This window comes from Rhizobium sp. 268 (assembly GCF_036571585.1).
In the GTDB taxonomy this organism is placed as follows: Bacteria; Pseudomonadota; Alphaproteobacteria; order Rhizobiales; family Rhizobiaceae; genus Rhizobium; species Rhizobium redzepovicii.
Window position 1 is genome coordinate 237,367 of the sequence record NZ_JAPPSO010000009.1, and the last position, 12,115, is coordinate 249,481.

Below are 12,115 nucleotides of genomic sequence, written 5' to 3' on the forward strand. Positions count from 1 at the left end.
ATGACCGCCTTCATCGCGCTGCGGCAGGCCTCACGGCGGGATGCCTCGGAGCTGGCGATTCTGGCGGATATTGCTTCGCACGGTTTTGCCTCCTGGCTCTGGTGCGCCGATGTGGCGAATGGCGTCAGCGACACGCCGATGGAGCGGGGCAGGCTGAAGATGAGCGAGGAGGACGCTGTCGGCAGCTGGCGGGATTCCGTCATCGCCGAGGCCTATGGCGAAGTCGCAGGTGTGGCGATCGGCCATGCGCTGGAGGACGGCATAGGTGATATCGAGGCGACGATCCCGGCGACCGAGCCGATGCTCGCCTTGCAGAAAACGGTTGTGGGAAGCTGGTTCATCGGCAGTCTCGGCGTCTATCGCCATCTGCGCGGCATCGGCATCGGACGCAGGCTGCTGGAAGATCAGATCGACAGGGCCGATCGCCGCCCCGTCAGCCTGATCACCGCAAGTGATAACGAAGCGGCTTTGTCGCTTTATGGAAGAAACGGATTCCTGGAGGCTGCGCGCGCCGATGCCGTGTCGCTCTTCGAAAACAGCAAGAGCCACGCGTGGGTGCTCATGACCCGCAGCGCAGCGTAAAACAAAGGGCAGGAAACACATGGCTGAATCCTACGACGTCATCATCATCGGCTCCGGTCCCGGCGGCTATGTCGCCGCCATCCGCGCCGCTCAGCTCGGCCTCAAGACCGCGATAGTCGAGCGCGAGCATGTGGGCGGCATCTGCCTGAACTGGGGCTGCATCCCCACAAAGGCGCTGCTGCGCTCGGCCGAGGTGCTGGATCACGCCAATCACTTCAAGGATTTCGGCCTCGTTCTCGAAGGCACGGTCAAGCCGGATGCCAAGGCCGTCGTTGGCCGCTCGCGCGCCGTCTCCGCCCGCCTCAACGCCGGCGTCGGCTTCCTGATGAAGAAGAACAGGATCGACATCATCTGGGGCGAGGGAAAGATCACCAAACCAGGCGAGATCGTCGTCGGCAAGTCGTCGAAGCCGGTCGTCGAGCCGCAGCACCCGCTGCCGAAGAATGTCAAGGGCGAGGGCACCTACACCGCCAAGCACATCATCATCGCCACCGGCGCCCGCCCGCGCGCGCTGCCCGGCATCGAGCCCGACGGCAAGCTGATCTGGACCTATTTCGAGGCGCTGAAGCCGGATGCGCTGCCGAAGTCGCTGATCGTCATGGGCTCGGGCGCGATCGGCATCGAATTCGCCAGCTTCTACCGCTCGATGGGCGTCGACGTGACGGTTGTCGAAGTCATGCCGACCATCATGCCGGTCGAAGATGCCGAGATCACCGCCATCGCCCGCAAGCAGCTTGAAAAGCGCGGCCTGAAGATCTTCACCAGCGCCAAGGTCACGAAGGTCGAGAAGGGTGCCGGCAGCATCACCGCCCATGTCGAGACTGCGGATGGCAAGGTGCAGCAGATTACCGCCGACCGGATGATCTCCGCCGTCGGCGTTCAGGGCAACATCGAAAATCTCGGATTGGAAGCGCTCGGCATCAAGACCGACCGCGGCTGTGTCGTCGCCGACGGTTACGGCAAGACCAATGTCGCCGGCATCTATGCGATCGGCGACGTTGCCGGCCCGCCGATGCTGGCGCACAAGGCCGAGCATGAGGGTGTCGTCTGCGTCGAAAGGATCGCCGGCCTGCCGAACGTTCATCCGACCGATAAGGGTAAGGTTCCCGGCTGCACCTATTGCAATCCGCAGGTCGCTTCCGTCGGGCTCACCGAAGCGAAAGCCAAGGAACTCGGCCGCGACATTCGCGTTGGTCGCTTCTCCTTCGCGGCAAACGGCAAGGCGATCGCGCTCGGTGAAGACCAGGGCATGGTGAAGGTGATCTTCGACAAGAAGACCGGCGAACTGCTCGGTGCCCACATGGTCGGCGCCGAAGTCACCGAGCTCATCCAGGGCTTCGTCGTTGCGATGAACCTGGAGACGACCGAGGAAGAATTGATGCACACCATCTTCCCGCATCCCACAGTCTCCGAAACGATGAAGGAAGCGGTGCTCGATGCCTATGGCCGCGTGCTGAACGCTTGATAATTTCCAGGGCTGCCCTCTATCCCAAGGCGGCAAGCCGTCCCGCAGAGGCGGCGAAGCCATCCTACGGGATGGCCTAGGCCATCCATCGGGGGCTGGAAAAAACGAAAGGAAATCATCATGTCTATGGAGACGCAGGCGTTGTTGGTGTTTTTGCTGATCGGCCTGGTTGCAGGCTTCCTAGCAAGTCTGGTCGTCGGTGGCGGCGGCTTGATCAGATGCCTGCTGAGCGGAATCATCGGCGCCTTCGTCGGCGGTTATCTGTTCAGCGCGCTCGGCATTTCGCTGGGCATTGAAAACGCGCTGGTCGTGCAGATCATCCACGCCACCGTCGGCGCCATCATCGTGGTGCTGATCGCCAGGGCGGTCGCTTAAGGGTAAGGGCAGGCATGGAAGGCGTGGGCTGGATTTCGGCAATCATCATCGGCGGGCTTGCGGGTTGGCTTGCCGGCAAGCTGATGGAGGCGCGGTATGGGATTTTCCTGAACATTGTGCTCGGCATCGTCGGCTCGGTCGTCGCCACTGCCATCCTCGCTGAGTTCCATGTCCAGCTTGCCGGCGGACGGCTCGGTTATTTCGTGACCGGTTTCCTCGGCGCCTGCCTGCTGATATTCCTTGCGCGGCTGGTGCGGCGCTAAAGTATGTCGCGCAAAAGTGTGCAGCGGTTTTGCGGCAACGACGTGCGGAAAAACAAAGAGCTAAAGCGCGAGGAGCGAATCTGAAAGATCGCGATGCGCTTTAGATCCAAGAGATGATGCCGCTTAGGGGCGGCGGAAAGCTGATACTGCAATGGTGACCATTCTCGATACGATCAATCCTGACGCCAAGCGCGTGCGCCATCCCGAGAAGGCGCATCGGCCCGATACCGAGGTCATGCGCAAGCCGGACTGGATCCGCGTCAAGGCGCCGACCTCCAAGGGCTATGCCGAAACGCGCGCGATCGTGAAGGAGCACAAGCTCGTCACCGTCTGCGAGGAGGCCGGCTGCCCGAATATCGGCGAGTGCTGGGACAAGAAGCACGCGACGTTCATGATCATGGGCGAGATCTGTACGCGCGCCTGCGCCTTCTGCAATGTCGCCACCGGCAAGCCGAACGCGCTCGATATGGCCGAGCCGGAGAACGTCGCCAAGGCGGTCAAGGAAATGGGCCTATCCCACGTCGTCATCACCTCGGTCGACCGCGACGACCTGGAGGACGGCGGCGCCGAACACTTCGAAAAGGTGATCTGGGCGATCCGCGCCGCTTCGCCGGCAACGACGATCGAGATCCTGACGCCGGACTTCCTGAAGAAGCCGGGTGCCTTGGAGCGGGTCGTCGCCGCCAAACCCGACGTCTTCAACCACAATATGGAAACGGTCGCCGGCAATTATCTGACGGTTCGCCCCGGCGCCCGCTACTTCCACTCCATCCGTCTCTTGCAGCGGGTGAAGGAACTCGATCCCACGATGTTCACCAAATCGGGCATCATGGTCGGCCTTGGCGAGGAGCGCAACGAGGTGCTGCAACTGATGGATGACCTGCGCACCGCCGACGTCGATTTCCTGACGATTGGCCAGTACCTGCAGCCGACCCGCAAGCATCACAAGGTCGAAAGCTTCGTCACGCCGGACGAGTTCAAGTCCTACGAGACGGTCGCCTACAGCAAGGGCTTCCTGATGGTTGCCTCCAGTCCGCTGACCCGCTCCTCCCACCACGCCGGCGATGATTTCGCAAGGCTGAGAGCGGCGCGCGAAAAGAAGCTGCTGATGGCAGCTGAGTAAGGGTTCGCGCTCCGCGACATGAGAATATCCTCGCCCTCGCGATCGCCGCATGCCCCTCATCCGCCTGCCGGCACCTTCTCCCCGTAAACGGGGCGAAGGGGATATGCCGCACCCGCCTCCTCAACTTTAACGCTGCGTTTGGCACGTCCCCTCTACCCGTTTACGGGGAGAGGGTTAGGGTGAGGGGCAGCCTTTGGCGCGGACGGACCGAGGACGACACGATGGACCAGAGAGCAGAGCTGCCGCCGCATCAGACGATCACCGACATCGAACAGGCTGCGGAGCATATCCGTAGAGCCGGACGCATCCTCGTCGTGGGCTGCTCGGGTGGTGGAAAATCAACTATTTCGCTGAAGATCGCCAAGCGCTTCGGGCTGCCGTATATTTCGCTCGATCGCGACGTTTTCTGGCTTCCCGGCTGGGTGGTGCGCGAAAGGGCAGAGCAGAGAAATATCATCGCCAGCCGCATCCTCGAAGAACGCTGGATTATGGATGGCAGCAATCCGTCCTCGTTGGACATTCGGATGCCGCGGACCGATTTCGTCCTCTGGGTCCGAATGCCGCGACTTCTCTGTATCTGGGGCGCAATCAGCCGATGGGCGAAATGGATCGGTCGCAACCGCCCGGAAATGGCACCGGGCTGTCCCGAGAAGATCGATTTGGAATTCCTGCGCTTCATCTGGACATTCGAGGAGAAAATCGCACCGCGCATCACCGCCGGCATTGCTGAACATGGCCCTGAAGTACCCGTGCTCCAGCTAAAATCCCGCCGTCAGATGCGTGAGCTTCTTGATCTTCTCGCCCGGCCCGCTTAATTGCCGCCTATGCCGCAATTCGAAACCCATCGTCCCGTCCCGCACACGCCCGATCAGATGTTTGACCTCGTTGCCGATGTCGAGCGCTATCCGGAATTCCTGCCGCTCTGTGAAGCGCTCGCCATCAGGAGCCGCAAAGAGCGCGATGGCAAGATCCTGCTCGTTGCCGATATGACGGTGGGATACAAGGCGATCCGCGAAACCTTCACGACGCAGGTGTTGCTGAACCGCGCCGAGCACGTCATCGAGGTCAAATATATCGACGGCCCGTTCAGATACCTCGACAATCGCTGGCATTTCGCCGAGACGCCGACCGGCGGCTGCACCGTCGATTTCTTCATCGACTACGAGTTCAAGAGCCGCATTCTCGGGGCATTGATGGGCTCGATGTTCGACCGCGCCTTCCGCATGTTCACGGAAGCCTTCGAGACTAGGGCGAGCAGGATCTACGCGCCGGCCTGACGCGGCGATTGCCGGCGTCCGTCAAGGAGGGAGCGCACCATCTCCAGCGCCGTTCCGACCGTTGCCAGCCGAACCTCGCTGCGGCCGATATCGCCATAGAGCATTTTCCGATGGACGAGCGCGCCGGCGCGCGATTGGGCGGCGAGATGCACGAGGCCGACCGGTTTTTCCGCCGATCCGCCGCCGGGGCCGGCAATGCCGGTGACGGCGACGGCGATCGCCGCGCGCGAGCGGAAGAGGGCGCCATGCACCATTTGCCGCGCCGTTTCCTCGGAGACCGCCCCGAAGCGCAAAAGCGTTGCCTCCTGCACGCCAAGCAGCTCCATCTTTGCGGTATTGGTATAGGTGACGAAGCCGCGGTCGACGACGGCGGATGAACCCGATATCTCGGTCAGCGCGCCTGATATCAGCCCGCCGGTGCACGATTCGGCGGTCGAGATCATCAGTCCCGCGGCCGTGAAGTCCCGGATAATCGTCTGCGCCGCCGACAGAATTTCCTCGGGAAAAAGGCTCATCGATTCCCCCCGCGATAGACGACGGTCGCCGTGGCGATCGCCGCGATGCCTTCGCGCCGGCCGACGAAGCCGATCGTCTCGTTGGTCGTCGCCTTAACCGAGCAGCGCTCGATATCGATGCGGAGATACTCCGACAGTCTCATCCGCATGGTCTCGCGATGCGGGCCGACCTTCGGCGCCTCGGCGATCAGCGAGACATCGGCATTCATGATCGTGCCGCCGCGCTCGCGCACGATCCGGGCGGCATGTTCGATGAAGATGCGCGACGCCGCCCCTTTCCATTGCGGGTCGGAGGGTGGGAAATGATCGCCGATATCGCCGGCGCCGCAGGTGGCGAGCAGCGCGTCCGTCAGCGCATGCAGCGCGACGTCGGCATCCGAGTGGCCTTTGAGCTTCTGGTCGTGCGGGATAAACACGCCGCAGAGTGTGACGCCATCACCCGCTACGAGTTGGTGCACGTCGTAGCCATTGCCGGTGCGCACATCAGGAAGCAGCGACGTCGACAGTTTGTCGTCGGCCATGGCGATATCCTTCTTCACCGTGAGTTTGACGTTATCGGCCGCGCCCTCGACGATCGTCACCGGAATGCCCGCCCATTCCGCGATCGAGGCATCGTCGGTGAAATCGCTGCGCCCGCTCGCCGCCGCCTTTTCATGCGCGTCGAGGATCGTTTCGAAGGCGAAGGATTGCGGCGTCTGCGCGGCGTAGAGGTGGTCGCGCGACACCGTCGTCAGCACGGTGCCGGCACTGTCGGCACGTTTCAGCGTGTCTGTGACCGGGATCGCCGGCAGCACTGCCTGCGCGCCGTCGCCAAGGTTCTCGGCGATGCGGTCGAGAAGCGCATGGTCGAAGAACGGCCGCACCGCGTCATGGATCAGCACATGGCTGATTTGCTTGCTCTTGAGGTATCTCAGCCCGGCCAGCACGGATTGCTGCCGGGTCGCGCCGCCATGCACGGTTTCGATCGGGGTTGCCGAGACGATGTGGCGCAACGCCTTTGCAAACAGTGCCTCGTCATCAGGATGAATAACGACGACGATCTCGGTCGTCGGCCCCCACGTCATGAAGTTTTCAAGCGTATGAGCGATAACCGGCTTGCCGCCGATCAGGCGATACTGCTTGGGGCCTTCCTCGGAGGAGCCTGCACGCTCGCCGCGGCCGGCGGCGACGATGACAATTCCAGCCGATATCGGTTGCTTAGAAGGCATTTGCAGCATAAATCCCCTAAATTATGCGGAATTGACCCGAGTGCTCTAACGTCTTGTTTTGGCCTTTTCCAGCATCTGCCCGAAAAATATCGATTTCGATCTTAGCCCCCTTGGCAAGCCGGGGAACAATGGCTAAAAATCATGCAGTTCTATAGTGTGCCCGAAAGATAATCATTTGATTTCCAAGGACCTCGCAGCGCCTTTCCGAATCGGATCCGTATCCGTGCGGAACCGCGTCGTTCTGGCGCCGATGTCCGGCGTCACGGACATGCCCTTCCGCGAACTCGCCTGGCGCTTCGGCGCCGGCCTCGTCGTGACCGAAATGGTGGCGAGCCGCGAACTGGTCAACGACACGGCCGAATCCTGGTCGCGGCTCAAAGCCGCAGGCTTCCGGCCGCATATGGTGCAGCTTGCCGGCCGCGAGGCGCATTGGATGGCGGAGGCGGCGAAGATCGCTGCCGATCATGGCGCCGATATCATCGACATCAATATGGGCTGCCCGGCAAAGAAGGTGATCGGCGGTTACTCCGGCTCGGCGTTGATGCGCGATCCCGATCACGCGCTCGGCCTCATCGAGGCGACGGTCAAGGCCGTCGATATTCCCGTGACGCTGAAGATGCGCCTCGGCTGGGACGAGAGCTCCATCAACGCGCCCGAGATTGCGCGCCGCGCCGAGGCGGCCGGCATACAGCTCGTGACCATTCATGGGCGCACCCGCATGCAATTCTATGAAGGCCGCGCCGATTGGGATGCGATCCGTCCCGTCCGTGAAGAAATCTCCATTCCGCTGATCGCCAATGGCGATGTCGAAACGGCCGAGGACGCGCAGGAAATATTGCGCCGCTCCGGCGCCGATGCCGTCATGATCGGCAGGGGCTGCCAAGGCAGGCCGTGGCATGCCGGTGTGCTTGCCGGTGCAGCGGAGCCTCCGCCACACGAGATCGCCGATATCGCCGTCGAACATTACACGATGATGCTGGATTTCTACGGAGAGGCGGTGGCGATCCGCCACGCCCGCAAGCATCTCGGCTGGTATCTCGACCGTTTCGCCGCTGATCTCGCCGGCGGCGACAAGGCTGTGATCATGACCTCGCGCGATCCGCGCGAGGTGGCCGCGCGCCTTTACGAGGCATTGGCATCGGGTGTTGTCGACAGCCGGGAGGCGGCATGACGAAGGATACGACTTCTCCGCCCGATCAGGCCGGCGGGACCGTCGCCATGGCCGTGCTCAACGCCATCCAGAACCCCGTCGTCATGGTCGACGAATCCGGCTTCGTCGTTTTCGCCAATTGGGAGGCGGAGGCCTTCTTCGGCGCCAGCGCCTCGCATCTGGCGCGTTACCGCATCTCGACCTTCATTCCCTTCGGCAGCCCGCTGCTCGCCCTGATCGACCAGGTGCGGGAGCGCAAGGCCCCGGTCAACGAATATCGCGTCGACCTGAGTTCGCCGCGTCTCGGCCAGGACAAGCTTGTCGACCTCTACGTCGCCCCGGTGCTCAGCGAACCCGGCGCCGTCGTCATCGTCTTTCAGGAACGCTCGATGGCCGACAAGATCGACCGGCAGCTGACGCATCGCGCCGCCGCCCGTTCGGTGACCGGCCTCGCTTCGATGCTGGCGCACGAAATTAAGAACCCGCTCTCCGGCATCCGCGGTGCCGCCCAGCTTCTCGAACAGTCTGCAATCGACGACGACCGGGCGCTGACCCGGCTGATCTGCGATGAAACCGACCGCATCGTCTCGCTGGTCGACCGCATGGAAGTCTTTTCCGACGAGCGTCCGGTCGACCGCATGCCGGTCAATATCCATTCCGTGCTCGATCACGTGAAGGCCGTCGCCAAGGCGGGTTTTGCCCGCAACATCCGCGTGACCGAGAGTTACGACCCGTCGCTGCCGGCCGTCTATGCCAATCGGGATCAGCTCGTGCAGGTCTTCCTCAATCTGGTGAAAAATGCTGCCGAAGCGGTCGGTGACCGGCCGGACGGCGAAATCATGCTGACGACCGCCTATCGCCCGGGCATCCGCCTTTCGGTCGCCGGCACGCGCGAAAAGATCTCGCTGCCGCTGGAGTTCTGCGTCCACGATAACGGTCCTGGCGTTCCCGCCGATCTGCTGCCGCATCTTTTCGATCCGTTCATCACCACCAAGACTAACGGCAGCGGCCTCGGCCTGGCGTTGGTCGCCAAGATCATCGGCGATCACGGCGGCATCATCGAATGCGACAGCCAGAATAGCCGCACGACATTCCGCGTCCTTATGCCGGCGTCGAAGGACGCCTCGCTCGAAGACGCCTCTTCCGCAAGCTCGACAGGACCTTCTCGATGACAGCTACGATCCTCGTTGCAGATGATGATGCGGCCATCCGCACCGTGCTCAACCAGGCTTTGAGCCGCGCCGGCTATGACGTTCGCATCACCTCCAACGCCGCTACCCTCTGGCGCTGGATTTCGGCGGGTGAGGGCGATCTCGTCGTTACCGACGTGGTGATGCCCGACGAAAATGCCTTCGATCTGCTGCCGCGTATCAAAAAGGCGCGTCCCGATCTGCCCGTCCTCGTCATGAGCGCGCAGAACACCTTCATGACCGCCATCAAGGCCTCGGAGAAGGGTGCCTACGACTATCTGCCGAAACCCTTCGATCTCACCGAGCTGATCGGCATTATCGGCCGGGCGCTCGCCGAGCCGAAGCGCAAGCCCGCCAAGCTCGAAGAGGACATGCAGGATGGCATGCCGCTCGTCGGCCGCTCGGCGGCGATGCAGGAAATCTACCGCGTGCTCGCCCGGCTGATGCAGACCGACCTGACGCTGATGATCACCGGCGAATCCGGCACCGGCAAGGAGCTCGTCGCCCGCGCCCTGCATGATTACGGCAAGCGCCGCAACGGCCCCTTCGTCGCGATCAACATGGCGGCAATCCCGCGCGACCTGATCGAATCCGAACTCTTCGGCCACGAGAAGGGCGCCTTCACCGGCGCGCAGACCCGATCGACCGGCCGCTTCGAGCAGGCCGAAGGCGGCACGCTGTTCCTCGACGAAATCGGCGACATGCCGATGGACGCCCAGACCCGGCTCCTGCGCGTGCTGCAGCAGGGCGAATACACCACCGTCGGCGGCCGTACGCCAATCCGCACCGACGTGCGCATCGTCGCCGCCACCAACAAAGATTTGAAACAGGCGATCAACCAAGGCCTCTTCCGCGAGGATCTCTATTATCGCCTCAACGTCGTGCCGCTGCGCCTGCCGCCGCTGCGCGACCGCGCCGAGGACATTCCCGATCTCGTGCGCCATTTCATCCAGCAGGCGGAGAAGGAGGGACTCGGCTCCAAGCGCTTCGATCAGGAAGCGCTGGAACTGATGAAGGCCTATGCCTGGCCGGGCAATGTCCGCGAGCTGGAAAACCTCATCCGCCGCCTGATGGCGCTCTATCCTCAGGATGTCATCACCCGCGAGATCATCGACGCGGAACTTCGCTCCGACGTGCCCGACAGCCCGATCGACAAGGGTCCGATGCGCAGCGGCTCGATGACGATTGCCCAGGCCGTCGAGGAGAATATGCGCACCTATTTCTCGGGCTTCGGCGAAAACCTGCCGCCGCCCGGCCTCTACGACCGCGTGCTGACGGAAATGGAATATCCGCTGATCCTCGCTGCGCTGACGGCAACGCGCGGCAACCAGATCAAGGCGGCCGATCTTCTCGGCCTCAACCGCAACACGCTGCGCAAGAAAATCAGGGAGCTTGGTGTCTCGGTCTATAGAAGCTCGCGCACCGCCTGAATGAAAACTGGCTGAATGAAAAGAGGGCGGCGGGCCCTCATGTTGCCCACCGCCCACTTCCTCCCGGCGTCCGCCGCCACGGTCGGGAAGAGAATTGAATCTAGCTGAGCCGGGTCGCGGTTTATATCCGGGCGGACAAACAAAAGCGCAGTGTCATTCAACGGTCACAGAGCATTTGCGACGTGCGGATTGCCGCCCGGCGAATGTCATTGAAGTTGCTGTGGTCGTAGCCGCCGTGCCTGTGGATAGGCTGTGGATAACAGGTGGATGACCCGGGCGATCGGCGGGCGATAACGTCCGCAACTCCACTTGCATGTTGCCAATCCGTTCCGAATCTCGTCATCTGCCTCAGCTGCTGTCGACCTCCGCCGCAAACGTCGTCGATTGCATGCAACGGGCGCTCCGGCTGATGTCGTCGAGCGCCCTTTTGCTTTCCGCTCCTCGCATATCGACGTTCATGCCATAGATTACGCGAGTCGGTCGTCGATCGATCGCGCAATGCCGGCGAGCGGCCGGCACGTTTTTCAGGAGCTGCATGATGGAATATCGTCGTCTGGGAAAGTCGGGTCTGCAAGTGAGCGAGTTCTCCTTCGGCTCATGGGTGACATTCGGCAAGCAGGTCAATGGTGGCGACGCCGTCGACCTGATGAAGCTTGCCTATGACAATGGGGTGAACTTCTTCGACAATGCCGAAGGATACGAAAGCGGCAAGTCCGAGATCGTCATGGGCGAGGCGCTGAAATCGCTTGGCTGGAGCCGCGACAGCTTCGTCGTCTCCAGCAAGGTGTTCTGGGGAGGCCAGAAGCCGACGCAGCGCGGCCTTTCGCGCAAGCACGTGACCGATGCCTGCCATGCCGCGTTGAAGAGACTTCAGGTCGATTACCTCGACCTCTATTTCTGCCATCGCCCGGATATCGACACGCCGGTCGAGGAAACGGTCCGGGCGATGCACGATCTTGTCGCCCAGGGCAAGGTGCTCTATTGGGGCACCTCGGAATGGTCGGCGCAGCAACTGACGGAAGCCTATGCCGTGGCCCGCGATCTGCGCATCACGCCGCCGACCATGGAGCAGCCGCAGTACAATATCTTCGAACGCCACAAGGTCGAATCCGATTATCTGCCGCTCTACGACCTCATCGGCCTCGGCACCACGATCTGGTCTCCGCTCGCCTCAGGCGTCCTGACCGGCAAATACAATAACGGTGTGCCGGCCGACAGCCGTATGAACCTGCCGGGCTACGAATGGCTGAAAGAGAAGTGGTCCAGCGATGCCGGCCGCGCCCAGCTCAAACAGGTTGGCGAACTCGCCAAGCTTGCCGACGAGATCGGCCTGTCGATCACCCATCTCGCCCTGCTGTGGTGCCTCGCCAACCGCAACGTCTCCACCGTCATTCTCGGCGCCTCGCGCGCCAGCCAGCTGCAGGACAATCTTGCGGCCCTGTCCCACAGGCAGAAGATGACGCCTGAGGTACTGGACCGGATCGATGGGATCGTCGGAAACAAACCGGAAGCCCCGCGTCGATTCTAGAACCTGTCG

At 62.4% G+C, this 12,115-nt stretch carries 13 protein-coding genes; 11 read left to right on the top strand and 2 right to left on the bottom strand.

Annotated features, from left to right (window positions below):
* The 7 genes from OS035_RS19400 (at nucleotide 1) to OS035_RS19430 (ending at nucleotide 5,085) form a co-directional block, all read left to right on the top strand.
* Nucleotides 1-582 carry a GNAT family N-acetyltransferase gene (locus OS035_RS19400; RefSeq protein ID WP_183777718.1) on the top strand — a complete coding sequence of 194 codons (582 nt, stop codon included), beginning with the start codon at nucleotides 1-3 and terminating at the stop codon, nucleotides 580-582.
* 19 nt (nucleotides 583-601) lie between these two features.
* On the top strand, nucleotides 602-2,047 hold the full coding sequence (gene lpdA, locus OS035_RS19405; protein WP_331813985.1) for a dihydrolipoyl dehydrogenase: 1,446 nt from the start codon (nucleotides 602-604) through the stop codon (nucleotides 2,045-2,047).
* Nucleotides 2,048-2,167: 120 nt separating this feature from the next.
* Entirely contained in the window at nucleotides 2,168-2,422 is a 255-nt protein-coding gene (locus OS035_RS19410; RefSeq protein ID WP_003539329.1) for a GlsB/YeaQ/YmgE family stress response membrane protein, read from the top strand.
* Nucleotides 2,423-2,436: 14 nt separating this feature from the next.
* Nucleotides 2,437-2,685 (top strand): GlsB/YeaQ/YmgE family stress response membrane protein, encoded by a 249-nt coding sequence (locus OS035_RS19415; protein WP_097625375.1) that lies wholly within the window; start codon nucleotides 2,437-2,439, stop codon nucleotides 2,683-2,685.
* A 151-nt stretch (nucleotides 2,686-2,836) separates the two neighbouring features.
* Complete coding sequence (gene lipA, locus OS035_RS19420) at nucleotides 2,837-3,808, top strand: lipoyl synthase (RefSeq protein ID WP_054183185.1); 972 nt, start codon at nucleotides 2,837-2,839, stop codon at nucleotides 3,806-3,808.
* A gap of 221 nt (nucleotides 3,809-4,029) precedes the next feature.
* Nucleotides 4,030-4,623: an AAA family ATPase gene (locus OS035_RS19425; protein ID WP_097625376.1), complete on the top strand. Its 594-nt coding sequence runs from the start codon at nucleotides 4,030-4,032 to the stop codon at nucleotides 4,621-4,623.
* A 9-nt stretch (nucleotides 4,624-4,632) separates the two neighbouring features.
* Nucleotides 4,633-5,085, top strand: a complete 453-nt coding sequence (locus OS035_RS19430) for a type II toxin-antitoxin system RatA family toxin (protein ID WP_003586640.1) — start codon at nucleotides 4,633-4,635, stop codon at nucleotides 5,083-5,085.
* Here the strand turns inward: OS035_RS19430 and OS035_RS19435 are convergent.
* Nucleotides 5,070-5,600 carry a CinA family protein gene (locus OS035_RS19435; RefSeq protein ID WP_097625377.1) on the bottom strand — a complete coding sequence of 177 codons (531 nt, stop codon included), beginning with the start codon at nucleotides 5,598-5,600 and terminating at the stop codon, nucleotides 5,070-5,072. The genes OS035_RS19430 and OS035_RS19435 overlap by 16 nt on opposite strands.
* Entirely contained in the window at nucleotides 5,597-6,817 is a 1,221-nt protein-coding gene (locus tag OS035_RS19440) for a bifunctional 2-C-methyl-D-erythritol 4-phosphate cytidylyltransferase/2-C-methyl-D-erythritol 2,4-cyclodiphosphate synthase (protein ID WP_097625378.1), read from the bottom strand. Before OS035_RS19440 ends, OS035_RS19435 begins: the two co-directional genes overlap by 4 nt.
* A 145-nt stretch (nucleotides 6,818-6,962) precedes the next feature.
* Between OS035_RS19440 and dusB the strand changes: the two genes are divergently transcribed.
* The 4 genes from dusB (at nucleotide 6,963) to OS035_RS19460 (ending at nucleotide 12,106) form a co-directional block, all read left to right on the top strand.
* The gene (gene dusB, locus OS035_RS19445; protein WP_179867104.1) at nucleotides 6,963-7,979 is read left to right on the top strand and encodes a tRNA dihydrouridine synthase DusB; all 1,017 of its coding nucleotides are present in this window, start codon (nucleotides 6,963-6,965) and stop codon (nucleotides 7,977-7,979) included.
* The gene (locus OS035_RS19450) at nucleotides 7,976-9,130 is read left to right on the top strand and encodes a two-component system sensor histidine kinase NtrB (RefSeq protein ID WP_097625380.1); all 1,155 of its coding nucleotides are present in this window, start codon (nucleotides 7,976-7,978) and stop codon (nucleotides 9,128-9,130) included. Before dusB ends, OS035_RS19450 begins: the two co-directional genes overlap by 4 nt.
* Nucleotides 9,127-10,578: a nitrogen regulation protein NR(I) gene (gene ntrC, locus OS035_RS19455; RefSeq protein ID WP_097625381.1), complete on the top strand. Its 1,452-nt coding sequence runs from the start codon at nucleotides 9,127-9,129 to the stop codon at nucleotides 10,576-10,578. The genes OS035_RS19450 and ntrC overlap by 4 nt, the downstream gene beginning before the upstream one ends.
* 538 nt (nucleotides 10,579-11,116) lie before the next feature.
* Nucleotides 11,117-12,106: a potassium channel beta subunit family protein gene (locus OS035_RS19460; protein WP_097625382.1), complete on the top strand. Its 990-nt coding sequence runs from the start codon at nucleotides 11,117-11,119 to the stop codon at nucleotides 12,104-12,106.
* Nucleotides 12,107-12,115 lie beyond the last annotated feature (9 nt).

Excerpts from the sequence above, each read along its gene's own strand:
- OS035_RS19440 (WP_097625378.1), bottom strand. The coding sequence starts at position 6,817 with ATGCTGCAAATGCCTTCTAAGCAACCGATATCGGCTGGAATTGTCATC.
- OS035_RS19435 (WP_097625377.1), bottom strand. The coding sequence starts at position 5,600 with ATGAGCCTTTTTCCCGAGGAAATTCTGTCGGCGGCGCAGACGATTATC.
- OS035_RS19450 (WP_097625380.1), top strand. The coding sequence starts at position 7,976 with ATGACGAAGGATACGACTTCTCCGCCCGATCAGGCCGGCGGGACCGTC.
- OS035_RS19400 (WP_183777718.1), top strand. The coding sequence starts at position 1 with ATGACCGCCTTCATCGCGCTGCGGCAGGCCTCACGGCGGGATGCCTCG.
- OS035_RS19415 (WP_097625375.1), top strand. The coding sequence starts at position 2,437 with ATGGAAGGCGTGGGCTGGATTTCGGCAATCATCATCGGCGGGCTTGCG.
- OS035_RS19430 (WP_003586640.1), top strand. The coding sequence starts at position 4,633 with ATGCCGCAATTCGAAACCCATCGTCCCGTCCCGCACACGCCCGATCAG.
- ntrC (WP_097625381.1), top strand. The coding sequence starts at position 9,127 with ATGACAGCTACGATCCTCGTTGCAGATGATGATGCGGCCATCCGCACC.
- lpdA (WP_331813985.1), top strand. The coding sequence starts at position 602 with ATGGCTGAATCCTACGACGTCATCATCATCGGCTCCGGTCCCGGCGGC.
- OS035_RS19410 (WP_003539329.1), top strand. The coding sequence starts at position 2,168 with ATGTCTATGGAGACGCAGGCGTTGTTGGTGTTTTTGCTGATCGGCCTG.
- OS035_RS19460 (WP_097625382.1), top strand. The coding sequence starts at position 11,117 with ATGGAATATCGTCGTCTGGGAAAGTCGGGTCTGCAAGTGAGCGAGTTC.
- lipA (WP_054183185.1), top strand. The coding sequence starts at position 2,837 with ATGGTGACCATTCTCGATACGATCAATCCTGACGCCAAGCGCGTGCGC.
- OS035_RS19425 (WP_097625376.1), top strand. The coding sequence starts at position 4,030 with ATGGACCAGAGAGCAGAGCTGCCGCCGCATCAGACGATCACCGACATC.